This is a genomic window from Acidimicrobiales bacterium (assembly GCA_035546775.1).
In the GTDB taxonomy this organism is placed as follows: Bacteria; Actinomycetota; Acidimicrobiia; order Acidimicrobiales; family JACCXE01; genus JACCXE01.
Window position 1 is genome coordinate 34,301 of sequence record DASZWD010000030.1, and the last position, 25,758, is coordinate 60,058.

The 25,758-nt window shown below is 69.4% G+C and carries 29 protein-coding genes; 17 read left to right on the forward strand and 12 right to left on the reverse strand.

What is annotated here, in order from left to right; genetic code table 11:
• Genes VHC63_05935 through VHC63_05950 form a run of 4 tightly spaced genes read right to left on the reverse strand, consistent with a single transcriptional unit; the run spans position 1 to position 4,083 of the window.
• Positions 1-978 (reverse strand): pyruvate dehydrogenase complex E1 component subunit beta, encoded by a 978-nt coding sequence (locus VHC63_05935; GenBank protein HVV36125.1) that lies wholly within the window; start codon positions 976-978, stop codon positions 1-3.
• On the reverse strand, positions 975-1,946 hold the full coding sequence (gene pdhA, locus VHC63_05940; protein HVV36126.1) for a pyruvate dehydrogenase (acetyl-transferring) E1 component subunit alpha: 972 nt from the start codon (positions 1,944-1,946) through the stop codon (positions 975-977). The genes VHC63_05935 and pdhA overlap by 4 nt, the downstream gene beginning before the upstream one ends.
• Entirely contained in the window at positions 1,943-3,727 is a 1,785-nt protein-coding gene (gene acsA / locus VHC63_05945) for an acetate--CoA ligase (protein HVV36127.1), read from the reverse strand. The genes pdhA and acsA overlap by 4 nt, the downstream gene beginning before the upstream one ends.
• Complete coding sequence (locus VHC63_05950) at positions 3,724-4,083, reverse strand: carboxymuconolactone decarboxylase family protein (GenBank protein HVV36128.1); 360 nt, start codon at positions 4,081-4,083, stop codon at positions 3,724-3,726. The genes acsA and VHC63_05950 overlap by 4 nt, the downstream gene beginning before the upstream one ends.
• A 119-nt stretch (positions 4,084-4,202) precedes the next feature.
• Here VHC63_05950 and VHC63_05955 point away from each other — a divergent pair, with 119 nt between their 5' ends.
• The 6 genes from VHC63_05955 to VHC63_05980 all read left to right on the forward strand — a co-directional run bounded on the left by VHC63_05955 (position 4,203) and on the right by VHC63_05980 (position 10,035).
• Complete coding sequence (locus tag VHC63_05955; GenBank protein HVV36129.1) at positions 4,203-5,810, forward strand: GAF domain-containing protein; 1,608 nt, start codon at positions 4,203-4,205, stop codon at positions 5,808-5,810.
• A gap of 73 nt (positions 5,811-5,883) precedes the next feature.
• Positions 5,884-6,642 (forward strand): SDR family oxidoreductase, encoded by a 759-nt coding sequence (locus VHC63_05960; protein ID HVV36130.1) that lies wholly within the window; start codon positions 5,884-5,886, stop codon positions 6,640-6,642.
• 16 nt (positions 6,643-6,658) lie between these two features.
• Positions 6,659-7,594, forward strand: coding sequence for an alpha/beta hydrolase (locus tag VHC63_05965; protein HVV36131.1), 936 nt, complete (start codon positions 6,659-6,661; stop codon positions 7,592-7,594).
• Positions 7,591-7,902 carry a hypothetical protein gene (locus VHC63_05970; GenBank protein HVV36132.1) on the forward strand — a complete coding sequence of 104 codons (312 nt, stop codon included), beginning with the start codon at positions 7,591-7,593 and terminating at the stop codon, positions 7,900-7,902. The genes VHC63_05965 and VHC63_05970 overlap by 4 nt, the downstream gene beginning before the upstream one ends.
• On the forward strand, positions 7,902-9,371 hold the full coding sequence (locus VHC63_05975; GenBank protein ID HVV36133.1) for a class I adenylate-forming enzyme family protein: 1,470 nt from the start codon (positions 7,902-7,904) through the stop codon (positions 9,369-9,371). The genes VHC63_05970 and VHC63_05975 overlap by 1 nt, the downstream gene beginning before the upstream one ends.
• 49 nt (positions 9,372-9,420) lie before the next feature.
• Positions 9,421-10,035: a universal stress protein gene (locus VHC63_05980; GenBank protein ID HVV36134.1), complete on the forward strand. Its 615-nt coding sequence runs from the start codon at positions 9,421-9,423 to the stop codon at positions 10,033-10,035.
• Here VHC63_05980 and VHC63_05985 read toward each other — a convergent pair.
• Together VHC63_05985 and VHC63_05990 are read right to left on the reverse strand one after the other, a co-directional pair.
• Positions 10,032-10,721, reverse strand: coding sequence for a universal stress protein (locus tag VHC63_05985; protein ID HVV36135.1), 690 nt, complete (start codon positions 10,719-10,721; stop codon positions 10,032-10,034). The two genes, VHC63_05980 and VHC63_05985, sit on opposite strands and share 4 nt — an antisense overlap.
• Positions 10,718-11,380, reverse strand: a complete 663-nt coding sequence (locus VHC63_05990) for a CBS domain-containing protein (protein HVV36136.1) — start codon at positions 11,378-11,380, stop codon at positions 10,718-10,720. The genes VHC63_05985 and VHC63_05990 overlap by 4 nt, the downstream gene beginning before the upstream one ends.
• 85 nt (positions 11,381-11,465) lie before the next feature.
• Here VHC63_05990 and VHC63_05995 point away from each other — a divergent pair, with 85 nt between their 5' ends.
• A complete protein-coding gene (locus VHC63_05995; GenBank protein ID HVV36137.1) occupies positions 11,466-12,161 on the forward strand; it encodes a hypothetical protein in 696 nt (231 codons plus the stop codon).
• Here the strand turns inward: VHC63_05995 and VHC63_06000 are convergent.
• Complete coding sequence (locus tag VHC63_06000; protein HVV36138.1) at positions 12,154-13,512, reverse strand: MBL fold metallo-hydrolase; 1,359 nt, start codon at positions 13,510-13,512, stop codon at positions 12,154-12,156. The two genes, VHC63_05995 and VHC63_06000, sit on opposite strands and share 8 nt — an antisense overlap.
• Positions 13,513-13,516: 4 nt before the next feature.
• Positions 13,517-13,900 carry an Hsp20/alpha crystallin family protein gene (locus tag VHC63_06005; protein ID HVV36139.1) on the reverse strand — a complete coding sequence of 128 codons (384 nt, stop codon included), beginning with the start codon at positions 13,898-13,900 and terminating at the stop codon, positions 13,517-13,519.
• A gap of 129 nt (positions 13,901-14,029) precedes the next feature.
• Between VHC63_06005 and VHC63_06010 the strand changes: the two genes are divergently transcribed.
• The 6 genes from VHC63_06010 (at position 14,030) to arcC (ending at position 20,187) form a co-directional block, all read left to right on the forward strand.
• Positions 14,030-14,767 carry a L,D-transpeptidase family protein gene (locus tag VHC63_06010; GenBank protein HVV36140.1) on the forward strand — a complete coding sequence of 246 codons (738 nt, stop codon included), beginning with the start codon at positions 14,030-14,032 and terminating at the stop codon, positions 14,765-14,767.
• Positions 14,768-14,879: 112 nt separating this feature from the next.
• Positions 14,880-16,316, forward strand: coding sequence for an amino acid permease (locus VHC63_06015; protein ID HVV36141.1), 1,437 nt, complete (start codon positions 14,880-14,882; stop codon positions 16,314-16,316).
• Positions 16,313-17,092: a N(G),N(G)-dimethylarginine dimethylaminohydrolase gene (locus VHC63_06020; protein HVV36142.1), complete on the forward strand. Its 780-nt coding sequence runs from the start codon at positions 16,313-16,315 to the stop codon at positions 17,090-17,092. The genes VHC63_06015 and VHC63_06020 overlap by 4 nt, the downstream gene beginning before the upstream one ends.
• Positions 17,053-18,312, forward strand: a complete 1,260-nt coding sequence (arcA, locus tag VHC63_06025) for an arginine deiminase (protein ID HVV36143.1) — start codon at positions 17,053-17,055, stop codon at positions 18,310-18,312. The genes VHC63_06020 and arcA overlap by 40 nt, the downstream gene beginning before the upstream one ends.
• A 4-nt stretch (positions 18,313-18,316) precedes the next feature.
• Entirely contained in the window at positions 18,317-19,255 is a 939-nt protein-coding gene (gene argF / locus VHC63_06030; GenBank protein ID HVV36144.1) for an ornithine carbamoyltransferase, read from the forward strand.
• Entirely contained in the window at positions 19,255-20,187 is a 933-nt protein-coding gene (arcC, locus tag VHC63_06035) for a carbamate kinase (GenBank protein HVV36145.1), read from the forward strand. Before argF ends, arcC begins: the two co-directional genes overlap by 1 nt.
• Here the strand turns inward: arcC and VHC63_06040 are convergent.
• Entirely contained in the window at positions 20,130-20,579 is a 450-nt protein-coding gene (locus tag VHC63_06040) for a universal stress protein (protein HVV36146.1), read from the reverse strand. The two genes, arcC and VHC63_06040, sit on opposite strands and share 58 nt — an antisense overlap.
• A gap of 84 nt (positions 20,580-20,663) precedes the next feature.
• Between VHC63_06040 and VHC63_06045 the strand changes: the two genes are divergently transcribed.
• Positions 20,664-21,944 (forward strand): APC family permease, encoded by a 1,281-nt coding sequence (locus VHC63_06045; GenBank protein HVV36147.1) that lies wholly within the window; start codon positions 20,664-20,666, stop codon positions 21,942-21,944.
• A complete protein-coding gene (locus tag VHC63_06050; protein HVV36148.1) occupies positions 21,932-23,245 on the forward strand; it encodes an acetyl-CoA hydrolase/transferase C-terminal domain-containing protein in 1,314 nt (437 codons plus the stop codon). Before VHC63_06045 ends, VHC63_06050 begins: the two co-directional genes overlap by 13 nt.
• A gap of 3 nt (positions 23,246-23,248) precedes the next feature.
• Here the strand turns inward: VHC63_06050 and VHC63_06055 are convergent, their stop codons facing one another.
• Both VHC63_06055 and VHC63_06060 read right to left on the reverse strand, forming a co-directional pair.
• Positions 23,249-23,668, reverse strand: a complete 420-nt coding sequence (locus VHC63_06055) for a pyridoxamine 5'-phosphate oxidase family protein (GenBank protein ID HVV36149.1) — start codon at positions 23,666-23,668, stop codon at positions 23,249-23,251.
• Positions 23,665-24,078 (reverse strand): pyridoxamine 5'-phosphate oxidase family protein, encoded by a 414-nt coding sequence (locus tag VHC63_06060; GenBank protein HVV36150.1) that lies wholly within the window; start codon positions 24,076-24,078, stop codon positions 23,665-23,667. Before VHC63_06060 ends, VHC63_06055 begins: the two co-directional genes overlap by 4 nt.
• Before the next feature lie 84 nt (positions 24,079-24,162).
• Between VHC63_06060 and VHC63_06065 the strand changes: the two genes are divergently transcribed.
• Positions 24,163-24,573: a pyridoxamine 5'-phosphate oxidase family protein gene (locus VHC63_06065; GenBank protein HVV36151.1), complete on the forward strand. Its 411-nt coding sequence runs from the start codon at positions 24,163-24,165 to the stop codon at positions 24,571-24,573.
• On the opposite strand, the gene VHC63_06070 is transcribed toward VHC63_06065, so the two are convergent.
• On the reverse strand, positions 24,570-25,235 hold the full coding sequence (locus tag VHC63_06070) for a response regulator transcription factor (GenBank protein ID HVV36152.1): 666 nt from the start codon (positions 25,233-25,235) through the stop codon (positions 24,570-24,572). The two genes, VHC63_06065 and VHC63_06070, sit on opposite strands and share 4 nt — an antisense overlap.
• Positions 25,236-25,334: 99 nt before the next feature.
• Between VHC63_06070 and VHC63_06075 the strand changes: the two genes are divergently transcribed.
• Positions 25,335-25,754, forward strand: a complete 420-nt coding sequence (locus tag VHC63_06075; GenBank protein ID HVV36153.1) for a pyridoxamine 5'-phosphate oxidase family protein — start codon at positions 25,335-25,337, stop codon at positions 25,752-25,754.
• Positions 25,755-25,758 lie beyond the last annotated feature (4 nt).

Genomic DNA, 25,758 nt, shown 5'->3' on the forward strand with positions numbered 1-25,758 from the left:
TCAGCTGCCGCCTAGCGCGGCGAGCGCGGCCGCGACCACGGTGTGTGCCTGCGGCAGCGCCGCATCTTCCAGGTGCTTGGCGTAGGGGATCGGTACCTCGGCGGTGCAAACGCGTTCCACGGGGGCGTCGAGGTCGAAGAACGCGCCCTCGGTGATGCGGGCACTGATTTCCGCCGACAGGCTTCCGCTGCGCCAGCCTTCGTCGACGATCACGGCGCGGTGGGTACGCGTGACCGACGACACGATCGTTTCGGTGTCGAGGGGGCGCAGTGTCCGCAGGTCGACGACCTCGGCGTCGACGCCCCGCGCCGCCAAGGTGTCGGCGGCGGCCAGCGCGGTAGCGACCGTTCCCCCGTAGGCGATCAGCGTCACGTCGGTGCCGGCGCGCCGAATCGCGGCGCGATCGATGTCGACCGGACCAGCGTCGTCGGCGAGCTCGCCCGAGACGTTGTAGAGCCCGCCGTGCTCGAAGATCAGCACCGGGTCGGGATCGCACAGCGCGGTCCACAGCATTCCGCGCGCATCCTCGATGGTGGCGGGCGTGACGATCTTGATGCCGGGGATGTGCGCGTACCAACCCTCGAGGCTGTGCGAGTGCTGCGCCGCCAGCTGCCGTCCGGCTCCCGTCGTCATGCGGATGACGATGGGCACGTTGTACTGACCCCCGGACATGTGCAGCAACGTCGCGGCGTTGTTCATGATTTGGTCGAGGGCCAGGAGGGAGAAGTTGACGGTCATGATCTCGACGACCGGGCGCATGCCGCCCAACGCGGCGCCGATCCCCGCGCCCACGAACGCCGACTCGGAAAGGGGAGTATCGCGAATGCGCTCGGGCCCGAACTCTTCGAGGAGGCCGAGGCTGACGGCGTAGCACCCGCCGTATCGGCCAACGTCCTCGCCCATCAGAAACACGCGCTCGTCGCGCACGAGGGCGTCGCGCAGTGCGGCGCGCATCGCCTCGCGGTAGGTCGTCTTCACGGTTGCTCCGCGGAGTACACGAAGCGAGTCAGGTCTTCGACGGCTTCCAGCGTGCCGGCCTCGGCAAACGCCACGGCGCTGTCGACTTCCGCTGCAATGTCGGCTTCGATGGTGGCCACATCGTCGGGTGAGCACGCGTCGTCTTCGCCGAGCCGGCGGATGAGGGCGTCGATCGGGTCGCGCTCGCGCCAGTGCTCCACTTCGTCCTTCGTGCGGTAGCGCTCGGGGTCGTACATCGAGTGGGCGCGATACCGATAGGTGCACAACTCGAGGAACACCGGCCCCCCTCCGGAGCGCACGGCCGTCGCCGCCGTCGCCGCGGCTTCTTCCACCGCGAGCACGTCCATGCCGTCGACGCGCCACGCCGGCATCTCGTAGCTCCCGGCCTTGTACGCGATGTTCGTCTCGGACTCCGAACGGTCGAGCGCCGTGCCCATCGCGTACAAGTTGTTCTCGCAGCAGAACAGCACGGGCAGCTGCCATAGCGCCGCGAGGTTCATCGTCTCGTGGAACTCGCCCTCGGCGACGGCGCCTTCGCCGAAGAAGCACGCGGTCACGCGCGGGCGCGCCTGCATGCGATCGGCCAATGCGAGTCCGGCGGCGATCGGCAGCCCGCCGCCGACGATGGCGTTGCCGCCGTAGAAGCGGTGGTCCCGGTCGAAGATGTGCATGGAACCGCCGCGTCCACGGCTGGCGCCTTCGACCTTGCCGTACATCTCCGCCATGACGGCGCCGGGCGCCACCCCGCGGGCGATCGCGTGGCCGTGGTCGCGGTACGTGGCGACAACGGCGTCGTCGGCCGCGAGGGACTGCATCACGCCGACGGCGACGGCCTCTTCGCCGATGTAGAGGTGCATGAAGCCGCGGATGGACGCGGCGCTGTACAACTCGACGCAGCGCTCTTCGAAGCGGCGTATCCGCAACATCTCGCGCAGCAGGTGCAGACCGTGGCCGCGCTCGATCGTCACGCGGTCACCTCGAGCGTGGAGAGGTCGCCCTCCGGCAGGTGTAGTTCGCGCGCCTTGAGCACGCGGCGCACGATCTTGCCGCTCTTGGTCTTGGGAAGGTGCTGGTCGAATGCGATCTGCCGCGGTGCGACCGCCGGGCCGAGGCGTTTGCGGGCGAAGCCGATGAGTTCGAGGCGAAGGGCGTCGCTCGGTTCGGTGCCGTCGCGCAGGCTCACGAACGCCTTCACCACCTCACCGGCGACCGGATCCGGCACGCCGATGACCCCGGCCTCGACAACGGCGGGGTGCTCCATGAGCACGCTTTCGACTTCGAACGGACCGATCAGGTGCCCGGCGGACTTGATGACGTCGTCGGCGCGTCCGACGAACCAGAACCACCCATCGGCGTCGCGGCGCGCCACGTCACCGGTCAGGTACCACCCGTCGGCGAAGCACTTGGCGTAGCGCGCCTCCTCGTGCAGGTAGCCGCGGAACATCGACGGCCAGCCGGCGCGCAGCGCGAGTTCGCCTTCCGCCCCGGGTTCGGTCACGGGTTCCACCGCACCGTTCACGACGCGGGCGCGCCCGTCGGCCCCGCGCCGCAACACAGTGGCCTCGACGCCCGGGAGGGGCCGGCCCATCGAACCGGGACGGATGTCGCTGCCGGCGAGGTTGGCGATCATGATCCCGCCCGTCTCGGTCTGCCACCAGTTGTCGTGGATCGGCAGGCCCAGTGCCTCCTGCCCCCATACGACGACCTCGGGATTGAGCGGTTCCCCGACGCTGGCGATGAAACGCAGCTGCGACAGGTCGAAGCCACGCGCCAACCCCGGGTCGCCGCGCATCAGCATGCGCAGCGCGGTGGGCGCGGTGTACCAAACGGTGACGCGTTCGTCTTGCAGCGTCTGGTACCACCGCAGCGCGTTGAATTCGCCCTCGTCGACCACGGTCGTAATGCCGTGCGACAGCGGGGCGACGATGCCGTAGGACGTGCCGGTCACCCATCCGGGATCGGCGGTGCACCAGAAGACGTCGTCAGGGTGAAGGTCGAGCGCGGACGCTGCCGTCGCATGATGCGCCACCACCGCCTCGTGCACGTGTACCGCGCCCTTCGGCGTCCCGGTCGTGCCGCTGGTGAAGTGCAGCAACGCCATGTCGTCGGGCGACGTTGGCGGGATCGTGAAGTCCTCGGACGCCGCGGCCATCAACTCGTCGAACGACAATGCGCAATCGCCGGCGGCGAGGTTGTCGTCGTCGACGAGGATCACGTGCTCGAGGAGTGGGAGCGAGTCGCGCATCGGGGCGACCTTGCGGCGATAGGCGGCGGCCGTCGTGATCAGCACGCGAGCGTCACCGCGATCGAGGCGTTGGTACACCGGTTCGGGGCCGAAGGCCGCGAACAGCGGGCAGAAGACGCTGGAGTTCTTCAGCGTGCCGAAGGCGGCGACGTAGAGCGCAGGTACGCGACCGAGCAACGCGAATACGCGCTCGCCTTTGGCGACGTCGAGCGAGCGCAAGACGTTGGCGAAGCGACTGGTGAGCGCGTCGAGCTGTGCGTATGTCGCCGACCTCGTCGTGCCGTTGCGGTCGATCCAGCGCAACGCGGTGCGGTTGGCGCCCGCACCGCGGGCGTGGCGGGTGACGCACTCGTAGGCGATGTTGAGCCCGGCGCCGTCGGGCAGGCCGTCGAGCTGGCGGCGGGCGGCCTCCCATGAGAAGTCGCGGCACGCCGCCGAATAGTCGACCACGTTCGGGACGACACCCCGCGGCCACTCGGGTTTGTGGATCGTCTCCCAGCTCATGTCGCGGCGCTCGGCGGTGGTGTGGCGAACTCGGTGAACGCCGCCCACGCCCGCGGGGCGTACACGCTGGCGGGACCCCCGTCCATCAGCAGCGCCACGCCGAGGATTTCCGCGAGTTCGTCTCGCGTGGCGCCGGCGCGGGCCGCCGCTTTCGCGTGGTAGGCGATGCAACCGTCGCAGCGCTGCACCACGGCGATCGCCAAAGCGATGAGCTCCTTGATCCGACCCGGCACAAGCCCATCGCGTACGGCCGACTCGTGGAGCGCCAGGAACCCGGCCCAGGTGTCGGGAATTTCGTGGCGCAGTTCCGCCGTCGGTTGCCGCAGTTCGTTGAGGATTTGTTGGTAGTCGCCCACCCTCTCCAGTGTCCGAGCGCGCGGCGGGCTACGGCAGAGCCACAGGCCCTCGCGCCGAGGGACGATCGGCCCTACGAGCCGCTCGCCAATCAGTACCGGCAGGCGTACCATCGAAACAGATGGATGATCGTGAGACATCTCTGCTTGCTGCCGTCGGCGGGCTGGCGACAGACCTCGAGTTGGCGCAGGTTCTGCAGCGGGTCGTGTCGGCCGCGTGCTGGATCGCCGATGCCCGGTTCGGCGCGCTGGGCGTCATCGGCGAGGACGGGCTGTTGTCGGAGTTCGTCCACGAAGGGCTCGACCCCGCCACCGTCGCCGTCATCGGCCGCTTGCCCGAGGGCCACGGCGTGCTGGGCCAGCTGATCACCGATCCCCAACCACTGCGGCTCGCCAACCTCGGCGAGCACGCGTCCTCCTTCGGATTTCCGGCCGGGCACCCGCCGATGCGCGGATTCCTCGGCGTTCCCGTGCTCGTGCGCGGCGAGGTGTTCGGCAACCTGTACCTGTGCGAGAAGCGCTCGGGTGACGAGTTCAGTGAGGCCGACGAGCGGCGCGTGGTGGCACTGGCCGCGGCGGCCGGCTCGGCGATCGCGAACGCCCGCCTGCACGACGAGGTGCAGTTGCGCGAGCGCAGCCTCACGGCATCGCAGAGCATCGCCACCGCGTTGTTGTCGGGTGCGAATCCCGACGACGTGCTCGAGCTCGTCGCGGCATACGCCCGCGACATCCTCGACGCCGACACCGCCACGATCGCGTTGCCCCACGCCGGCGGCGACCTGAGCATCCGGGTGGCCGTCGGCCACGGCGCCGCCGACCTGCGCAACAGCGTCGTGCCCGCTCGCGCGTCGATCTCGGGCGAAGTGCTGCGCACGGGACGGCCCGTCGCGGTGAGCGACGCCGCCAGCGTGAGCTACGCGCACCAGCCGATGATCCAGATGTTCGGCTCGGGGCCGATGGTGTTCGTGCCGCTGTGGGACCAAGGCACACCGCTGGGCACCCTCGCCGTCGGCCGGCGCAAGGGTCGCCAACCGTTCCATCGCACGGCGCTGTCGCTCCTCCAGTCCTTCGCCATGCAGGCCAGCGTCGGGTTGGAGTTCGCCCGCGCCCAGCGGCACAAGGAGCGGCTGGCCGTCTACGAGGACGAGCAGCGGATCGCGCACGACCTGCACGACACCGTCATCCAGGACCTGTTCGCCACCGGCCTGCGGCTGCAGGGTGCCACGCAACTCGTCACGGATTCGGGTCTGCGCGAGCAGATCGACGGTGCGGTCGACGCCATCGACAAGACGATTCGCAACCTGCGCACTGCCATCTTCGGCCTGACGCAGACGGCGGTCGCCACTGGCGGCCTGCGCAACGAGCTGCTCGAGGTCGTGCGCGACCTCGCCGGGGCTCATGGCCTCGAACACCGCGTCAATTTCGACGGCATCCTCGACGCCCGCGTCGACGACCACGCGCGCGCCCAGGTTGTGGCCGTGGTCCGCGAAGCGGTGTCCAACGCCGGGCGTCACGCGCAAGCCAAGACGGTCGACGTCGACCTACGGGCCAGCGCCAACGAACTGGTGCTACTGGTCGTCGACGACGGCATCGGCATCCCCGACGAGCTCGGCCGGCGCAGCGGCGTGTCCAACATGCAGGCGCGCGCCGAGGCGCTCGGGGGCCACGCCCGGATCGCGGCGCGGTCCGGCGGCGGCACCGAAGTGGAGTGGCGCATCCCGCTCTCCTGAGTTCGCCTAGGCCTTCGGTACGTACCGCGGGGTATGGTGCGGCCCGCACATCGTTCTGAGGGAGTGGGAGTTCATGGAAATCAAGGGCAAGAAGGCCGTCGTCTTCGGCGGCGCGTCGGGCATGGCCAACGCCACCGCACGCATGCTCAAGGAAAAGGGCGCGGACGTCGCCATCGTCGACCTGAACAAGGATCTCGGCGCGGCTGCGGCCAAGGAACTGGGCGGGCCGTTCTACGAGCTGAACGTGATGGACGAAGAGGCCGTCGACGCCACGTTCGCCGCCATCAAGCAGGACATGGGTGCGCTCCACATCATGGTGAACACCACCGGCACCGGCAACGCGCGCCGCACGCTGAGCAAGGAAGGTCCCTTCCCGCTGAAGGACTTCCGCTTCCTCATCGAGCTGAACCTGATCGCCACGTTCAACTTGACGCGCCTGTCGGCCGAACTCATGAGCCACAACGAGCCCGAGGACGAAGAGCGCGGCGTCATCATCAACACCGCGTCGATCGCGGCGTTCGAAGGCCAGATCGGTCAGGTGGCCTACACGGCCTCGAAGGCCGCCATCGCCGGCATGTGCCTCACGATCGCCCGCGACCTCGGTGGTCTCGGCATCCGCTGCCTCGCCATCGCGCCGTCGCTGTTCGCCACCGGCCTCACCGCCGGCATCCCGCAGGAGTTCGCCGACGTGCTGACCAAGGACGCGGCGTTCCCGAAGCGTCTCGGCCGCCCCGAGGAGTACGGCAAGCTGGCGATCGCCATCGTCGAGAACCCGATGCTCAACGGTCAGTGCCTGCGCCTCGACGCCGGCACCCGCTTCGCACCTAAGTAAGCGAGGCCTTCTTCGCTTGCGTGCTCCGGTCGACACCGATTCCTACGACGAGTTCGGCTTTCTGGCCGGTATCGCCGAGGAGGAAGGTGTCGACCCGGGCACGTTGGCCGGCTGTGAGCGGGTCGAAGTTGTGCTCGACGACGACACGATGATGTCCGCGATCAAGTGGGGGACTGACGCGCCGCAATACGTCTTTTTGCACGGCGGCGGGCAGAACGCCCATACGTGGGACACGCTGCTCGTAAACCTCGGCGCGCCGGCGCTGTGCCTCGACCTGCTCGGACACGGCCGCAGCGACCGCCGCGCCGATCGCGACTACGGCCCGTGGGCCAACGCCCGTGCCGTCGCCGAAGTGATCGACAAACTCGGCCTGCCGCCGACGACGGTCGTGGGCATGTCGCTCGGCGGCGCGTCGACGATCCGGCTCGCCGCCGAACGGCCCGACCTGTTCCACCACGTCGTCATCGTCGACGTGTCGCCGAACGTCTCGAAGGAAGGGCGCACGATGACGCCCGAGCAGCGCGGTTCGGTGGCGCTGATCGGTGGGCCGCCGACGTATGAGTCCTTCGACGCCATGGCCGACGCCACCATTGCCATGTCGCCGCTGCGGACGCCCGAGGCGATCCGCCGCGGGGTGCGCCACAACTCGGTTCGCCTCGACGACGGCAGATGGATGTGGCGCTACGACCTGTTCCCGCGTGAGGAGTCGGCGCCGCTGCCCGAACGCAACTGGACCGACTTCCAGTCGCTGTGGGACGACGTGTCGTCGCTCAAGTCACCGACGATGGTGGTGAAGGGCGGCGAGTCGGTCTACGTGCTGCCCGAGGATCTCGACGAGTACCGCGAAAAGTTGCCGTCGGTGCGCATCGAAATCGTCCCGGGCGCCGGCCACGCCGTCCAGAGCGATCAACCCAAAGCCCTGCGCGACTTGCTGACAGACTTCACGGCGTGACTGTTTCGCTGAAGCCGGGCGCGCGATTCGCGTCCACCGTGTGTTCCACCGAAGTCGTCGTCGTCAAGGGTTCGGGTGACCTCGACCTGCGCTGCGGCGGCGCGCCGATGAACCCGATCGACGACGGCCACGGCGCCGGCGCCGGCGTCGCCGAACCGTTCAACGAAGGCACACTCGTCGGCAAGCGCTACACCGACGACGGCGAGTCCGTCGAGTTCTTGTGCACGAAAGCGGGGGAAGGGTCACTGTCGATCGGTGACGCCGCGCTGTTCGTGAAGGGTGCGAAGCCACTGCCTTCGTCTGACTAATGCACGTCGGCATGATCCTCGAGATGGCGAGCGATTCGCTCGCCGACCGCGTCGCCATCGGCGGCCGGACCGACGGCGTCACCTACGCCGAGTTGGCCCGCCGCGCCCGCCGTGTCGGCACGTGGTTGGCACAGCAAGACGCCGAGTACCTCGTGCTGGTCGACGAGAACTCGCTCGCGGTGCCGGTGGCGCTCTTCGGCGCCGCCATCGCCGGCAAGCCGTTCGTGCCCGTCAACTACCGCCTCGCCGACGACCGGTTGCAGGCGATCGTGGCGCGGGTGACGCCCTGCGTCGTCGTCGCCGGCGCCGGGGTGCCCGAGCGCATCGGCGGCATGGAGGGCGTCGAGCTGATCGACCGCGACGCCTTCTTGAAGATCGCCGAGGACGACACCCGAGACGAGACCGACGGCTGGGGTTGCGACCCCGAAGCCACCGCCGTGTTGCTGTTCACCAGTGGCACGACCGGCGATCCCAAGGCGGCGGTGCTGCGGCACCGCAACCTCGCCGCCTATCTCGTGTCGTCGTTGGAGTTCGGCGCGGCGGGCGAGGACGAGGCGACGGTCGTGAGCGTGCCGCCGTACCACATCGCTTCGGTGTCCTCGGTCCTGTCGACGACCTACGTCGGGCGCCGCGTGGTGCAGCTCGAGCACTTCGAGCCGCAGTTGTGGGTCGACGCCGTGCGACGCGAGAAAGTCACCCACGCGATGGTCGTGCCCACGATGCTCAACCGCATCCTCGACGTCGTCGAGGCCGACGGCGAAGGCCTGCCGTCGCTGCGGTCGCTGGCATACGGCGGCGGACCCATGCCGATGCCCGTCGTCGAGCGCGCCATCACGTTGCTGCCCGGCGTCGACCTCGTGAACGCCTACGGCCTCACCGAGACGAGTTCGACCATCTCCGTCCTCGGACCCGACGACCACCTCGTCGCGTTCTACTCGGACGAGCCCGACGTGCGCGCCCGGCTCGGATCGGTCGGTCGCCCGCTGCCGGGCGTCGAGGTCGACATCCGCGACGGCATCATCTGGGTGCGCGGCGATCAGGTGTCGGGCGAGTATGTGGGCGCCGGATCGGTCACCGAGGGCGACGGGTGGTTCAACACGCGTGACGCCGGCTACCTCGACGCCGAGGGCTATCTCTTCGTCCAGGGCCGGGTCGACGACGTGATCGTGCGCGGCGGCGAGAACCTGTCGCCGGGCGAGATCGAAGCCGTGCTGGTGCAACACCCGGCCGTGAGCGACGCCGCCGTCGTCGGTATTCCGGACGTCGAGTGGGGCGAGCGCGTAGTGGCGGTCGTGGTGCCGTGCGCCGATTGCACCGAAGACGAACTGCGGGCCCACGTGCGGGCGGCGCTGCGCTCGGCGAGCACGCCCGAACGCATCGCCTTCCGCGACGAGCTGCCGTTCAACGAGACGGGCAAACTGCTGCGCCGCGTCCTGCGCGAAGAACTCGCGGCCGAATTCACCGAATAGGGCCGTTCGGCCGTACCGCCACGGCGCTACGGAGCCGCACGCTGGCAGCATGAGTGAAGCTCCGTCGTTCATCATGCTCGGCTTCGCCCTCGAGGCGATCCTCATCGGCTTCGTCATGCGCCGCCGCGGCTACGACGGCTACGTGTGGCTCTTGCTCGGCATGTTCCTCGGACCGATCGCGCTGTTCCTCGCGATCGCCTATGTCATGCGCGGCTCGCGCCAGGCCGTGCACATCGTGCGCGGCAGTGCGCACGCGGGCGCAGGAAATCTCGACGTGGTGGTCGGCTACGACGGATCGGCCGAGGCGACCGAAGCCGTCGAGCGCGTGCGGGCCTTGCTCGGCGACCGACTCGGGCGCCTGGCGATCGCCGAGGTGACCCCGTTCGACTCACCGCCACCGGACGAGAACGCCGCCGAGGCACAACTGCGGGACATCACGAATCGGCATCCCGAGCTGCACGCCACCGCCGTCGTGCTCCACGGCCAACCGGCCGTGGCGTTGCAGGACTTCGCCGAGAAGGCAGGCTACGAACTCATCGTCGTCGGCACGCGCGGCGCCGGTTGGTCGAAGCTCATGGGAAGCGTCGCCACCGCGCTGGCCCGCCAATCGCGCGTGCCGGTGCTGTTGGTGGACAACAAGCCGGCGTTGCGGGCCTCGGCCTAGGCGGGCACTTCGGGACCGAGCAACAGGGCGGCGCACGGCGCCTCCCGCACGATCGCGGCGCAGGTGCTGCCGATGGCTGCGAGACCACCAAGGCCGTGTGTCGTTGCGACGATGAGCGCGGCGCGGGTGTCGCCGGCCACGTTGGCGATGGCGTCGGCGGGATCGGCACCCTCGGGCACGGTAACCGTGCGCAGCTCGGCGCCGAGGGCTTCGGCCCAGTCCCGGGCCGGGGCGAGGGCTCGCCGTGCCGTGGCGGATCCGTCGAGGCACACGATTACGAAGGGGAACTGTTCCGGGGGCTTGGCGTTGGGCCCCACGATCAGCACCGGTTCAGTCGCTCGCTCGAGTACCTCTGCTCCGACCGAACCGATGAGGACCCGGCCGAGGGGCCCGCGCGCGTGCGCGCCGAGAACCAGAGTGGCGGCGTCGAGCTCGCCGGCGGCGAGCAGGGAGGTGGCGACGTCGTCGGAGCCGACGACACGCGTGTATTCAAGCGTCACCCCGGCGCGTTCGGCTTGGGCCCGCATCTCGAACTCGTCACGCCCGTGGTCGCTGTTGGGGGAGTTGACGACGACGCCCGCGAGGGTGGCGCCGCTGCGGTGGGCCAACGCGGCCGCTACCGTCAGCGCCAGCGACGACGGCGGAAGGTCATCGAGGGCGACGAGGAAGTGCTTGGGTGCGCTCACAGCTTCGGGTCGGCGTGCAGCGCCCGGAGGTGGTTCTCGACGGCGACGACCCCTTCGACCTTCGACGCGACCGCTGCCAGAAGCGCCACGTCCATCGGAGTGTCGGCCTCGCCGTCGAGCGTGACGACGCCGCCGGCGACCGAGACGCGCGCGTGATGATGCTCGGGCGACTGGAGCGGGCTGGTGAACCGTTCACTGACTTCGGTGGCGAGGTCGTCGTCGGTCCGGTGAAATGGCTTGAGCAAGTCGTGGCGCGTGACGATGCCCACGACGCGGCCGTCTTGCACGACCGGCATGCGCTTGCGGTGCGACAGCAGCATGCGCTGAGCCGCGGACACCACTGTCTCGTCGGGCGACGCCGTCATCGGCGCGGCGGTCATGAGTTCCCGCGCCGTCAGGCCCGCCGCTTTGCGAACCCACTGGGGATCGTGGCCGCTCAGATACGCGCCGATCAGCGCCAGCGGGCGGCGCCGGGCCGGCCCATAAGCCTCGTTGCTCATGAGGTCGGCCTCGGTGACGACGCCCAGGAGAGCCCCGGACTCGTCGACCACCGGCAGCCCGCTCACGTCGTTGTGCAGCAGGGTGTCGACGATGTCGGAGAACGGCATACTCGGCCCGATGGTGATGGCCGGACTCGTCATGACTTCGCTGATCTTCACGCTCGTAGCGTGCGCTCACGACCAGAGGCGAAACAGGGACTTCCGGCCCTGCCTGACCCCGCCAAAAGGGCGCAACCTGGCGCCCATGAAGCGCATCCTCGTAGCGGGCGTCACCATCGCCCTCGCCCTGGCGGCCTGCGGTAAGAGCAACGACAACAACGGCGCGTCGACCACGTCGTCGTCGACGGCGCCCGCCACGTCCACGAGCACAAGCCTCGCCGGTCTCGAACAGCCGGCCATCTGGCCGACGGCCGACACGTATTTCGCCACGCCGGCGGCGGCGGCGTCGGACTTCGTGTCCAAGGTCCTCGGCGTTCCCCCGGTGCTGGGGGACTTCCAGCAGGGCGACACCACGAGCGGGGAGATGCTCGTGTACTCGCAGCCGGAGGGGTCGTCGCAGAAGACGGAGCGCAGCCGGCTGCTCTTACGCCAGCTCGGCGCTCGCCACGGCTGGTTCATCACCGCGGCGGTCAACGACAGCGAAGTCTTCAGCTCGCCGGTGGCGCGGGCGACGGTGAGCGCCGGTTCGCTGACGGTCACCGGCAAAGGCCGTGGTTTCGAAGCGCTCGTCCTCGTGCAGGCCTTTGTCGCCGGCAACGCCACGAAGCTCGCCAGCGCGCAGGGCCACGGCGGGTCGATGGCGACGCCGGAGGCCTTCAGCGTCACCCTCGACCTGTCGGCGGCGCACCCCGGTGACACGGTGATGCTGCTGATGAAGGGCGGCGTCGGTCTCGAGACCGATCCCGGCGACTTCAGCGCCATCCCGGTCGTCGTCAGCTGAGATCGATCGCGTCGCCGAGCACAGGTACGCGAGCCGACCAGCCCAGTTCGTCGTGCAGGCGGCGCCGCAGCGCATCAGCGGCGGACGCTTCGCCGTGGACGACGGCCGCGCCCTGTGACGGAACGGCAGTACGTCCCAGCCACTCGACGAGTTCGTCGGCGTCGGCGTGAGCCGACAAACTCTCCATCCGGGCCACCTCGGCGCGGATCGGTACGTACGTGCCGAACACCTTGACGCTGCGGGCGCCCATCAGGAGCGATTCTCCTCGGGTGCCCGCAGCCTGGAATCCGGTGATGAGGATCGTGTTGCGCGGATCGGGTGCCAACGCCATCAGGTGGTGCAGGACGCGCCCACCGGTGAGCATGCCGCTCGCCGCGAGCACGATCGTCGGGCCGCGGCGCGCCGTGAGCGCCTTTGACTCCTCGGCGGTGCGCACGAACTCGACGGCGTCGAACATGGCGGCGCATTCCGCGTCCGACAGCTTGTGCTCACCGGAGAACCGCGTGAACAGTTCGGTGGCGTTGATCGCCATCGGGCTGTTCAGGAACGTCGGCACCGACGGGATCCGCCCGGCGGCGCGCAGCTGCGCCAGGAGGTGCAGCATCATCTGGGCCCGGCCGACGGCGAAGACGGGGATGAGAACCGATCCCCCGCGGCCGACGGTGCGGGTGATGACCGACGTCAACTCCTCGGCCGCGTCGACCCGTGGGTGAAAGCGGTTGCCGTAGGTGGACTCGGTGACGACGAAGTCGGCGGCGGGCAAGGGCTCCGGCGCCAGCATCAACGGATCCTCCGGCCGGCCGACGTCGCCGGTAAACGCCACGGCAGTGGTGCCGTCGTCGACTCGGACCGAGGCGGCACCCAGGATGTGGCCAACGGGCGAGAACGACGCCGTCAGCTCGGGGACGGGGTTGAACGCCTTGGCGAACGGGGCGACGCGTAGGTGCGTGAGCGCCCGTTCGGCGTCCTCCGTCGTGAACAGCGGCAGGGCCGGGTGGTGGCGACTCGAGTGGTGCCGGTTGGCGTAGCGGGCGTCCTCCTCGTGGAGGTGCGCGGAGTCGAGCAGCAGGATGCGCGCCAGCGCCTCGGTGCCGTCGGTGCACCAGACCGATCCTTGGAAGCCGTCGCGCACCAGCGCCGGCAGGTAGCCGGTGTGGTCGATGTGGGCGTGGGTCAACACGACGGCGTCGATGGACGCGGGCGCCACCGGGAACGGATCCCAGTTCAGGCTCCGCAGTCGCTTGATTCCCTGGAAGAGGCCGCAGTCGACGAGCACCCGTTTCCCGCGTGTCTCTACGAGGAAGCGGGAGCCCGTAACGGTCTCCGCCGCGCCCCAGAAGGTGATGCGCAAGCGGCTAAGCCCGCGTTACGGGGATCTTCTTGGCTTCGGCCTTCTCGTCGCTCATCGGAACGCGCACTTCGAGAATGCCGTCCTTATAGCTGGCCTTCACGTCGTCTTCCGATGCGCCGGCGGGCAGCTGGATGCCGCGGCTGTAGGAGCCATAGCGAAACTCGGACCGGTACGCGTGGGTGTCGTCGGACTTCGTCTCCTCACGGCGCTCGGCCTTGATCCTTAGCACGCCGTCGGTGACGGTGATCTCGACGTCGTTGTCGGGATCGATGCCGGGCATCTCGAATCGGACGACGACCGTGTGGTCTTCCTGGAACTCCTCGATGCGCGGCAGACGGTCGTCCATGAGGTCGCCGAGGTCCGGGAACCGGTGCAGGGTGAGAGACATTGCGAGTCCTTTCTTCGTGCTTCTCCCGCATCGAAGCGCGAACGCGTCCCGAGCCGTAGAGCCGAAGGTCCCGACCGTACGCCCCGATTGACTCTCCCGTCCGGAGCCAGCCGAGCGCACGCTGCGGGCGTGACGAAACGAGCGGTGGCGACGGCGGTGATGGCGCTGAGTGTGGCCGCGCTCGTGGTCGTGAGCGCACTCGTGCTGCGGGCCCCCGAGGACCACGTCGTCATCGCTCCCACGACGACGACGACGCGTGCGTCGACGACCACGTCGACGTCGACGTCGACCACGACCGCACCGCCGCCCACGACCGCGCCGGCCGCGAGCACCGATGTCGCGGCGGCGCAGTCACGCCTCCAGGCGCTGGGCTACTGGCTGAACGACCCCGCCGGCACATTCGGCTCCTCGACGCGTCACGCCGTCGTTGCGTTCGAGAAGGTCAGCGGGCTGCCGCGCGACGGTGCATTGACGCCGGCGACGCTCGATGCGTTGGCGCGTGCCGCGCGGCCGGTGCCCCGTTCGGCCGTCGGCCACCACGTCGAGATCGATCGCGCCCGCCAGGTTCTCTTCGTCGTCACCGGTGATCGCGTCGACTGGGTGTTCGACACGTCTACGGGCAAGCGCGGCTGGACGACGCCCGCGGGAAACTTCGCGGTCACCCGGCAGATCGACGGGTATCACCGGTCACCGCTCGGTGTCCTCTACCGCCCGAAGTACTTCGTGCGCGGCATCGCGCTCCACGGTTACCCGAGTGTCCCGGCGTTTCCGGCGTCGCACGGTTGCGTGCGCGTGGTCAACGCCGCCATGGACTTCCTGTGGAGCAGCAACACGGTCCCGGTCGGCACGCCGGTCCTCGTCACCTGAGACTTTTGCCAAGGCGCGCTGGGACTTTCGCCTCTGCTCCGTCCCGGCGCCAGCGCGGACCATCACGGGAGCGGCTCGCCGAAAAAAGAGCCGCCCAAACAGGAGAGTCATTATGGCTACGACGCTTCATCGTCCACGGCGGGACCACCCGCTGGTCGCCCACCACGAGGAGAAGCCGGCCGACGCGGCGGCGCACGCGCTCGGACTCCCGTCAGCGACCGCCCTCGTCATCGGCAGCATCATCGGCACCGGTGTCTTCACGATGCCCGCGGTCATGGCGACCGCCGGCACGAGCTCGATCCTGACGCTGGTCGCGATCTCGATCGGTGCGTTGGTGCTCGCCATGCTGTTCGGTCAGTTGACCCGCCGCATTCCCAACAACGAAGGCGGCCTGTACGCCTACGCCCGCCACGAGTTCGGCGACTTCGCCGGCTACCTCACGGCGTGGTGCTACTGGATCACGTGCTGGGCCGGCAACGCCGCCATCGTGGCGTCGTGGGTCCTCTACGTCGAAGAGCTCTTCGGCATTCACAACCCCAGCGCCTGGACGAACTTCGGTATCGCGCTGACCGGCCTGTGGATCCCGGCGGCGATCAACCTCGCCGGCGTCAAGCAGATGGCGTGGTTCCAGAACCTGACCGTCGTGCTGAAGTTCCTGCCGCTGCTGTTCGTCGGCACCGTCGGTTGGTTCTTCATCAAGACCGCCAACTTCGGCGCCTTCAACGCCTCGGGCAGCAGCCTCTACGACGCCGTCAACATCGCGGCGGGCGTGGCGCTGTTCTCGTTCATCGGTGTCGAAGTCGCGTCGATCGCGGCGGGCCGCGTGCAGAACCCGCGGCGCAACGTCGGACGCGCATCGCTGCTCGGCACCGGTGCCTCGGCGCTGCTCTACATCGCGGTGACGGGCGCCATCATGGGCCTGGTTCCCCACGGCCACCTCGTGAAGGACGGCGCCCCGTTTGTCGCCGCCTTCGACGCCATGTTCAACGGTGGATGGATCGGCAAGCTCGTCGCCCTCACGGCCGTCATTTCGGGCATCGGCGCCCTCAACGGCTGGACGATGGTCACCGCCGAGATGCCCTACGCCGCCGCCAAGGACGGGCTGTTCCTGTCGGCCTTCTCGAAGGTCAACGCCAAGAACGTCCCGTGGTTCGGCGTCGTCGTGTCGACGGTCGTCGCGTCGGCCCTGATGGGTTGGAGCTACAGCGGCAAGACCGGCCTCCACGTGTTCACCTACCTCGTGTACCTGTCGGTTGTCACCGTCGCCATCCCGTACTTCTTCTCGGCCTGCGCCCAACTGGCGTTCCTCGTCTCGCGGCGCCGCAAGGTGCAGGGCGCGGCGCTCGTGCGTGACCTCACCGTGGCGACCGTCGGCGGCCTCTTCGCCCTGTGGGTGACCTTCGCTGCTGGTTACCAGTCGGTGTACCAGACGATGCTGCTCCTGCTGATCGGCCTGCCGCTGTACGCCTTCCTCAAGGCGCATCGCGAGCGGACGGGTCAAGTGCTCGAGCCCATCGAAGCTGAGCTCGCCGAGGCCGACGCGTCGTGACCGGTCGGTTGGCGCTCGTGCGTCGTCCGGGCCCGCGCCTCGACGAAGGCATCGTGACCCATATCGAACGCCGGCGGGTCGACACCCGGCTCGCCGGCGAGCAGTGGCAGCACTACGTCAATGTGCTGCGGCAGTCCGACTGGGTCGTCGTCGAGGTGCCACCGGCCGACGACTGTCCCGACGCCGTGTTCGTGGAGGACACCGTCGTCATGTTCGGCAACGTCGCCGTCGTGACACGACCCGGCGCCGACGCCCGCAAGGCCGAGGTGTTCGAGGTCGACAAGCTCGTCGAGTCCCTCGGGCTGTCGGTCAACCGCATCGTGGCGCCGGGCACCCTCGACGGCGGCGACGTGCTGAAAGTCGGTACCGCCGTCTACGTCGGGCGGGGTGGGCGCACCAACGCCGAAGGTATCCGCCAGCTGCGGCGCATCGTCGCGCCGCTGGGCTACACGGTGATCGCGGTGCCGTTGACAAAGGTGTTGCACCTCAAGTCGGCGGTCACCGCGCTGCCCGACGGCACGATCATCGGCTACCCGCCCCTCGTCGACGAACCGTCGGTGTTCGATCGCTTCCTGCCCGTTCCCGAGGAGTCGGGCGCGCACGTCGTGGTGCTCGACGACACACGCGTGCTGATGGCGGCCGACTGCCCGCGCTCGGCGGCGCTCATCGCCGACTTGGGCTACGAGCCGATCACCGTCGACATCGGCGAGTTCGAGAAGCTCGAGGGCTGTGTCACGTGCCTGTCGGTGCGGGTGCGGGCGGGGGTGGCGTCGTGACGGGCTTCGCCGTGCGCTCGGAAGTCGGGACGCTGCGACGCGTGTTGCTGCACCGGCCTGGTCTGGAGCTGCAACGGCTCACGCCCTCGAATTGCCGCGACCTGCTGTTCGACGACGTGCTGTGGGTCAAGCGGGCGCGTCAGGAACACGACGCCTTCGCCGACGCACTCGTCGAGCGCGGCGTCGAGGTGTTCTACGTGGGCGACCTGCTCGCCGAGACGATGAAGGACGATCACGCCCGCGCCTGGGTGCTCGACCACGCCATCGACGCCCGTGATCTGGGCGCCGACCTCGCGGGTGTCGTGCGGGCGTTCCTCGACGACGCCGACCCCGACACGGTGGCGCGCCACCTCATCGGCGGGCTCACGCCCGGCGAGGTGCCGGGCCACGAACCGGGACTCAAGGCGGCGGTCGACGCCGACCGTGGGTTCCTGCTCCCACCGTTGCCCAACCACCTCTTCGCGCGCGACACCACGTGCTGGGTGTACGACGGCGTGTCGCTCAATCCGATGGCACTGCCGGCGCGGCGACGCGAGACGGCGCACCTCGAGGCGGTCTACCGCTTCCATCCGATGTTCGCCGGCGAGGACTTCCACGTCTGGTACGGCGGAAGCGACGCCGACCATCGGTCGGCCACGATCGAAGGCGGCGACGTCCACGTGATCGGCCGCGGTGCCGTCATGATCGGCATGGGTGAGCGCACCACGCCCCAAGCCGTCGAGGCACTGACGCGGTCGCTGTTCGCGCACGGCGATTCGGTCGACACCGTGATCGCCGTCGCCCTTCCGGCGCGGCGCGCCTTCATGCACCTCGACACCGTCATGACGATGGTCGACCCGCAGACCTTCGTGGCCTATCCCGGCGTCGTCGACTCGATGCGCGCCTGGACGCTGCAACGCGGCGACACGCTCGACGCGCTCGTCGTCACCGCCCAGCCCGACGTGTTCACGCCCATCAAGGCGGCGCTCGGCCTCGACGCCGTGCGCGTGCTGACCACCGGCGGCGACGCATACGAGGCCGAGCGCGAACAATGGGACGACGGCAACAACGTGCTGGCCGTCGCACCCGGCATCGTCGTGGCCTACGAGCGCAACGTCGACACCAACACCAAGCTGCGCAAGGCCGGGATCGAAGTCATCACCATCGCCGGCAGCGAACTGGGACGGGGGCGCGGCGGCCCGCGTTGCATGAGTTGCCCGTTGGCGCGGGACGCGGTGTAGCCCGATGGCACTCAAGGACCTGCTGCGCGTGGCCGACCTCGGTCTCGCCGACCTGCGCCACCTGCTCGACTTGAGTGACGAGTTGCGCAGCGAGCCGTACCGCTATCACGACCTGTTGCGAGGCGACACCGTCATCACGTATTTCGCCAAGCCCTCGACCCGCACGCGCCTGTCCTTCGGCTCCGCCATCGCCCGCCTCGGCGGCACGCCTGAGGTCGTCGGCCCGACCGAGTTGCAACTCGGCCGGGGCGAGACGATCGAGGACACGGCGCGGGTCGTCAGCCGTTACGCCCGCGCGTTCGTCATTCGTACCTTCGCCGACGACGAGGTGTGCCGGTTCGCCGACGCGGCCTCGATCCCCGTCGTCAACGCCTTGACCGACCTGCACCACCCGTGCCAGGCGCTGGCCGATCTGCTGACGCTGCGCAACCACTTCGGCCAGCTCGACGGCCTCAAGCTCGCCTACGTCGGCGACGGGAACAACGTCGCCCACAGCCTGCTCGAAGCGTGTGCGCTCACCGGCATGGACATCGCCGTCGCGTCTCCGGCGGGTTTCGAGCCCGACGCCGCGATTCGCGAAGCGGCGGAAAAGCTGGCGGCGGCATCGGGTTCCGAAATCGTCGTGACGCACGATCCGTTCGCCGCCGTCCGCGACGCCGACGCCGTCTACACCGACGTGTGGCTGTCGATGGGCGACGACGAAGCAGAGCGGTCGCACCGCATCGCCGCGCTGACGCCGTTCCGCGTGACTCCCGAATTGCTCGCTGCCGCGTCCGGCCGCTGCGTGTTCATGCACTGCCTGCCGGCGCATCGCGGCGAGGAAGTCGCAGCCGAGGTGATCGACGGGCCGCACTCCGTCGTGCTCGACCAGGCGGAAAACCGGATGCACACCGCCCAGGCCTTGCTCTTGGCGTTGCTGCGCGGCGAGCTGCGCGGCGCCTGATGCTCGTCGTCGTCGCCCTCGGCGGCAACGCCCTGTTGCGACGCGGCCAGCCTCTCGACGCTGCCGTGCAACGCGGCAACGTGCGGGCGGCGGTCGAAGGGCTCGCGGTGCTGGCCCGCGAACACCGGGTGGTGCTGACCCACGGCAACGGCCCGCAGGTCGGTCTGCTGGCGTTGCAGAACGCGTCGTTCAGCGGCGCCGAGCCCTACCCCCTCGACGTGCTCGGGGCCGAGACCGAGGGCATGGTCGGCTACCTGCTCGAGCAGGAACTGGCCCGCCATCTCGGCGAGGGCAAGGTGGCCACGCTGCTGACCCAAGTCGTCGTCGACGGCGAGGACCCGGCGTTCGCCCGCCCCACGAAATTCGTCGGTCCCGTCTACGACCAGGCCGAAGCCGAGCGCGTCGCCGCCCTGCGGCACTGGACGATCGCGCCCGACGGCGACGCCTGGCGGCGCGTCGTGCCGTCGCCCGAGCCGCGGCGCATCGTCGAACTCGCCACCATCCGACTGCTCGTCGAGCACGACGTGACGGTGGTGTGCGCCGGGGGCGGCGGGATACCAGTCGTGGCCTCGTTCGACGGTGGTCTGGTCGGGGTAGAAGGCGTGATCGACAAGGACCTGTCCGCCGCGTTGCTGGCGAGCGCGCTCGGCGCTGATGCGCTCGTGCTCCTCACCGACGTCGACGCCGTTTACGCCGACTTCGGCACCCCGCAGGCGCGACCGCTGCACACCGCGACCGTCAAGGAGCTGCGCGGGTTGCGCCTGCCGGCGGGATCGATGGGACCGAAGGTCGAAGCGGTTTGTCGCTTCGTCGAAGCCGGCGGCCGCTACGGCGCTATCGGCAACCTCGCCGACGCCGTCGCCGTGTGCCGCGGTCAGTCCGGGACGGTGGTCTCGGCCGGCACGATCACGACCGGGCACGGAGCGTGCTGAGCGCAGCGCAGGCTGACCGAGCCGAGCATCAGGCTGGCGAACCCTCCCCGGCCGCGTGAGCCGACGACGAGCAGGTCGGCTTCACGGGCGGCGGTGAGGAGCATCTCGGCCGGCGTGCCGTGCAGCACGAGGAACTCGACCGACGCGTGCTCACCGCCGGCGCGGGCGATCGTGTCCTTGACGACGTCCTTGGCCTGGTGTTCGCACTCGACGCGCACTGATTCGTACTCGTGCTTGGTCGCCAGCTCGCCGAGGAAGGGCTCTTCCCACGCGTGCACGGCGATGACGCGCGCGCGGTGTGACGCCGCTTCGGCGATCGCCCAGCGCAAGGCCCGAACCGATCCATCCGATCCGTCGACGCCCACCACGATCTTGCCCTCGGTCGCTGCCATGTGAAGAGGGAACACCGACGACTACCGCCGCCGTAGGGCCGAAGGTCTCTATCAGCGGCGCCAGCCGTCGCCCATCGTTGGGACATGGCCGCCGAAGCGCCGCACCTGCGCCGGGTGCTCGGTCCGCTCGAAGTCACGGCCAGCGGCGTTGGCATCATCATCGGCGCCGGCATCTACGTGCTGCTCGGCACGGCGACGGCGCGCGCCGGCGGTGGGGTGTGGATGTCCTTCGGGATCGCGGCGGTGTTGTGTGCGCTGACGGGCCTGTCCTACGCCGAACTCGGATCGATGTTTCCCCGCGCCGGCGCTGAGTACGAGTACACGCGGCACGTGTTTCCCGAACGCCTCGCTTTCCTCGTCGGCTGGACGATGGCCGCCGGGCTTGTGGTCGCTGCCGCGGCGATCGCCATCGGCTTCGCCCACTACGTGCAGTACTTCGTCGACATTCCCGTGCAAGCGGCCGCGCTCCCGCTGCTCGGCGTCGAGTTGCTCGTCGCCCTCGGAGGCATCGCGCGGTCGGCGCGGCTGACCGTCGTGCTCAGCACGCTGCAGGCCGCGGCGCTGGTCGCCGTTGTGGCCATCGGGGCGCCGCACGTGCGCCCGGCGCACCTGGTGTCGGGTGCCACGCCGGGTGGAGTGGTGGGCGGCGCCGCCCTGGTGTTCTTCGCCTTCATCGGATTCGACGAAGTGACGACCCTGGCGGAGGAGACGGTGAACCCGACGCGGGTCATTCCGCGTGCGCTGCTCACCGCCCTCGCTATCTCCGCCGCGCTCTACATGGCCGTCGCCATCGCGGCGGTGAGCGTGATCGGCCCGCACGCGCTCGGTGCCTCCAGCCGGCCTGTCGCCGACGTGGTGGCCCACGTTCTCGGCCGCCGCGCCGAGACGGCCGTCGCCGTCGTGGCCCTGCTCACGACGGTGAACACGTCACTGCTGGCGCTGACCGCGGGGTCGCGGGTGCTGTACGGGATGGCGAGCCACGGCGCTTTGCCGCCCTTCGTCGCCCGGGTATCGGGCCGCACGGGTGCGCCCGTAGGTGCCATCGCGCTCATCGGTGTGTTTGCCATCGCGTTCGCGGCCATCGGCGACCTGACGCTCATCGCCAGCGTGACGGACTTCGCCGTCTACGTCGTGTTCGTCGCCGTCAACGCGACGGTAATCCTGTTGCGGCGCAACGCCCCCGAGACCCCTCGGCCCTTCCGCGTCGCGGGCACAATCGGCTGGGTGCCGGTGATCCCGATCGTGGCGACGGCCGCGGTGTTCGTCATGGTGCCGCAGCTGTCGCTCGACTCGTTGTTGCTTGGTGTCGCTCTCATCGCCGCCGGCGCCGTTGTTGTCAGACTGGAACCACCATGCGCCACGTAACCCCCGACGAAGCCGCGGGCGAGATCCGCACATTCGACTCACTGTGCCTGCCGCTCGGACCCGGCCAGCCGCCGCGGTTCCTCGAGGCGTTGGGGCGGCGGAAGGACTGGGAAGAGTTGCGCATCGTCGGCTCGTTGCTCTCCGTGCTCTCCGACGTGTTCGTGCATCCGAACGTGCACTACCTCAGCGGGTTCTTCTCGCCGATCGAGCGCATCCTGCGCGACAGCGGCGCCAACATCGGCTTTGCGCCCGCCGACTTCCGTCGCGGCATTCCGCTCATGGCGACGCTCAAGCCTCGCGTGCTCGCCACCGCCGCCGCGCCACCCGACGCCGACGGGTTCTGCAGCCTCTCGCTTCACGCCGGCGCCACCGTGGCCGAACTCCACCTCGCCGCCAGCGAACCCGACCGCATGGTGATCGTCGAGGTGTCCGACAAGTTTCCGCGCACGTACGGGGCGGGCGGCGAGTACCACCGCTTGCACGTCGACGAGATCGACCTGCTGATCGAGTCCGACGGCGCGCCGATCCTGGTCGAGGATCCCCCTCCGAGCGACGTCGACCGCGCGATCGCCGAGCACGTGCGCGGCTTCATCCCTGAAGGCGCGACCCTGCAGACCGGCATCGGTTCGATCCCGTCGCTCATCGCCGGACTGCTGGCCGAAGGCGACGGCGGCGACTACGGCGTGCACTCCGAGATGTTCACCACCGGACTCATGCAGCTTCACGAAGCCGGCAAGGTGACGAACCGCAAGGGTCAGTGGGACGGGGTCTCGGTCGCGACGTTCGCTGCCGGCACGCAGGCGCTCTACGAGTGGCTGCACGAGAACCGCGAGGTGGCGTTCCTGCCCGTCGACCTCGTCAACTCACCCGAGACCATCAGCCGCAACCGCCGCTGCGTCACCATCAACGGCGCGCTCAGCATCGACATCCACGGGCAGGTCGTCGCCGACACGATCGCTGGGGCGCAGTACTCCGGCATCGGAGGCCACGAAGACTTCGTGTCGGTGCCCGCACTGTCGGCCGAAGCGCGGTCGTTGCTGTGCTTTCCCTCGACCACCGAAATCGGCGGCGAGCTGCGGTCGCGCATCGTGCCGTGGTTCCCGGCGGGCGCCGTGATCACGACGCCCCGGCACCAGGTCGACGTGGTCGTCACCGAATACGGGGCCGCCGAGTTGCAGGGCTTGACCGTGCACCAACGCGGCCTGGCGCTCGCGGCGATCGCCCACCCGGCGTTTCGTGACGAATTGGTGGCGGCCGCCGAACGCGCCAGCCACGGTCATTCGGCGCTGCCGCCCGCCTGACCTTCAGGAGGCGACGAGGCGGCGACCGGTGATCTCGAGGGGTGTGAGGCGCATCCAGTGCGCCTTGTCGCCGCCGCCCCACGGGTCGACCGCGAGCGCGTGCACGCGCTCGAAGGTGTCGTGGTCGACTTCGGTCACTTCCTCGAGTCGGCCCTTGACGACAACGCTCCAGCCGACGCGCGCCGCGCGGTCGAAGTGGTCGATCTCGAAGCTGGCGGCGGCCCAGTTGCCCCGCGTCTGCTTCGTGCCCGCGTCGGTGCGGAACACGATGGCGTCACCGTCGAGGCGGTAGTTGACCGGGAACATCACCGGCAGCTGGAACTCGTTGACCGCCAGTCGGCCGACCTCGTCGTTGGCCAGGAGGCGCACACACTCGTCGCGGTCGAGCACTTCGAGCCGGCGCGGGGCGGGCACGAAGGTCATGGCGTCGCCCGGATCCTGCGGCCGGTGACCTTCGTCGGCACGAGGCGCAGCCAGCGCTCCGATCCCGACTTGCGCCACGGGACGAGGCGCTGCTCGATCAGCTGGGCGACGGTCGTCTCGTCGGCGATCTCCTCGGCCTTGCCCACGATCATGACGCTCCAGCCCTCGTCGTTCGTGGCGTTGACACCGTCGATCTCGAAACCGACCCAGGGCCAGTCGAGCGCGCTTTCGAGCTTGGTGCCCGGCTGGGTCGGGAAGGCGACGCAGCCGTCGTCGCCGACGACGTAGCTGACCGGGAAGACTTCGGGACGCCCGCCGACGATCACGCCCAAGCGGCCGAGTTGGGACTCGGCCAGGTGTGACGCACATTCGCGTTCGCTCATGTGGATGAGCCAGGTCTGCGAACTCATATGCCCACGATGGGGTGTGAAGGGCGGTTCCAGTAGGGCCACATGCCTCTAGCTGGCACGGTCGGCGTCCTCCAACGTGAAAGCGTGAGTGCGACCCTCGTTGAACTCGACGATCAGGAGTGCATGCGCCTGTTGCGGTCGCGCGCCGTCGGGCGGCTCGCGTTCGCCCACGAGGGCTGGCCTGTCGTGCTGCCGGTGAACTTCGTCTTCGACGAGCCGACGATCGTCATCCGCACCGCGGACGGCGCCAAGCTCGAACACGCGCCGATGACCGCGGTCGCGTTCGAGGTGGACGACTTCGACCCGAGCGGTGCGTGGGGCTGGAGCGTGCTCGCCCAGGGCCCGGCCTTCGACATCACGACGTCGAGCGATCAGCGCTCCCGGCACCTGCGCCAGCTCGCCGTCGCCCAGTGGCCCGCCGGCCAGCGCGATCACTGGCTGACGATCACCGCCCTGACCCTGAGCGGGCGGCGCTTCGGGACGCCGCCGGCTTAGGGGGCGGCGGGCCCGCGGCGATCCAGCAAGCGGGCTGCGTAGGCAGCGGCCTGGGTGCGCCGGGCCATGCCCAGCTTCGACAGCAGGTTCGAGACGTAGTTCTTGACCGTCTTCTCGGCGAGGAACATCCGCTCGGCGATCTCGCGGTTGGTCAGGCCCTCGGTGATGAACTCGAGGATCCGGCGCTCCTGCGGCGTCAGGTGCGAGAGGGGATCGGCCGCCGCGGCCGGGGCCCGCAGATGGTCGAACACCCGCGCCGTGACTCCCGGATCGATCAGGCTGCCGCCGGCGGCGACGTGGCGCACCGCCTCGACCAGATCGCCGCCGCGCACCTGTTTGAGCACGAATCCCGACGCGCCCGCCAGGATGGCGGCCAGCAGCGCCTCGTCGTCCTCGAAGCTGGTCAGCATGATGCAGGCGATCTCGGGATGCGACGCCCGGATCTCGCGGCACACCTCGATGCCGCCGAAGTCGTTGTTGGGATCGCCGAGGCGCACGTCGAGCACGGCGACGTCCGGGTGGGTTTGGGGGATCAGCTCGAGGGCCTCTTCGGCGTTCGACGCCTCGCCGACGATGCGGATGTCCTCGTTACCCCACAGCAGGTCGCGAATGCCGCGCCGCACCACTTCGTGGTCGTCGAGCAGGAACACGCCAATTGACACGCCGCCAGCTTTTCACACCAAAAGCAGGACGTTCGGCCCTGTTCGGCGGGCACTCCGGGTCGCAGGGTGGTCACGTACCGTTTCATCTGGAGGTCACCAATGGCTGTCGTTGACGCCCGCACATGGGTCGAACACCTCTCCCAGCACGAGTGCTGGGAACTTTTGGCCGCTGCCGGCGTCGGCCGCATAGGCGTAACGGTCGATGGCGCGCCGGAGATCTACCCGCTCAACTTCGTCGTCGCCGACCACTCGATCGTGTTCCGCACCGACGTCGGCAGCAAGCTGCGCAGCGTCGACCGGTTCCCCACCGTGTGCTTCGAGGCCGACGGGTTCGACCTGGCGTCGCGCACCGGTTGGAGCGTGTTGGTGAAGGGCCGCGCCGAGGAGGTGCTCGACGCCAGCCGGCTGCACGGCTTGCGCCAGCTACCCCTCGAGTACTGGACCGTGGGGGAGAAGACCCACTGGATCCGCATCGAGCCGATCGAAGTCACCGGCCGGCGCGTCAATCAGCCATCCTGAGTGT

Excerpts from the sequence above, each read along its gene's own strand:
- acsA (HVV36127.1), bottom strand. The coding sequence starts at position 3,727 with ATGAGCTGGGAGACGATCCACAAACCCGAGTGGCCGCGGGGTGTCGTC.
- VHC63_05955 (HVV36129.1), top strand. The coding sequence starts at position 4,203 with ATGGATGATCGTGAGACATCTCTGCTTGCTGCCGTCGGCGGGCTGGCG.
- VHC63_05960 (HVV36130.1), top strand. The coding sequence starts at position 5,884 with ATGGAAATCAAGGGCAAGAAGGCCGTCGTCTTCGGCGGCGCGTCGGGC.
- VHC63_05975 (HVV36133.1), top strand. The coding sequence starts at position 7,902 with ATGCACGTCGGCATGATCCTCGAGATGGCGAGCGATTCGCTCGCCGAC.
- VHC63_05980 (HVV36134.1), top strand. The coding sequence starts at position 9,421 with ATGAGTGAAGCTCCGTCGTTCATCATGCTCGGCTTCGCCCTCGAGGCG.
- VHC63_05995 (HVV36137.1), top strand. The coding sequence starts at position 11,466 with ATGAAGCGCATCCTCGTAGCGGGCGTCACCATCGCCCTCGCCCTGGCG.
- VHC63_06005 (HVV36139.1), bottom strand. The coding sequence starts at position 13,900 with ATGTCTCTCACCCTGCACCGGTTCCCGGACCTCGGCGACCTCATGGAC.
- VHC63_06015 (HVV36141.1), top strand. The coding sequence starts at position 14,880 with ATGGCTACGACGCTTCATCGTCCACGGCGGGACCACCCGCTGGTCGCC.
- argF (HVV36144.1), top strand. The coding sequence starts at position 18,317 with ATGGCACTCAAGGACCTGCTGCGCGTGGCCGACCTCGGTCTCGCCGAC.
- arcC (HVV36145.1), top strand. The coding sequence starts at position 19,255 with ATGCTCGTCGTCGTCGCCCTCGGCGGCAACGCCCTGTTGCGACGCGGC.
- VHC63_06040 (HVV36146.1), bottom strand. The coding sequence starts at position 20,579 with ATGGCAGCGACCGAGGGCAAGATCGTGGTGGGCGTCGACGGATCGGAT.
- VHC63_06045 (HVV36147.1), top strand. The coding sequence starts at position 20,664 with ATGGCCGCCGAAGCGCCGCACCTGCGCCGGGTGCTCGGTCCGCTCGAA.
- VHC63_06050 (HVV36148.1), top strand. The coding sequence starts at position 21,932 with ATGCGCCACGTAACCCCCGACGAAGCCGCGGGCGAGATCCGCACATTC.
- VHC63_06055 (HVV36149.1), bottom strand. The coding sequence starts at position 23,668 with ATGACCTTCGTGCCCGCCCCGCGCCGGCTCGAAGTGCTCGACCGCGAC.
- VHC63_06060 (HVV36150.1), bottom strand. The coding sequence starts at position 24,078 with ATGAGTTCGCAGACCTGGCTCATCCACATGAGCGAACGCGAATGTGCG.
- VHC63_06075 (HVV36153.1), top strand. The coding sequence starts at position 25,335 with ATGGCTGTCGTTGACGCCCGCACATGGGTCGAACACCTCTCCCAGCAC.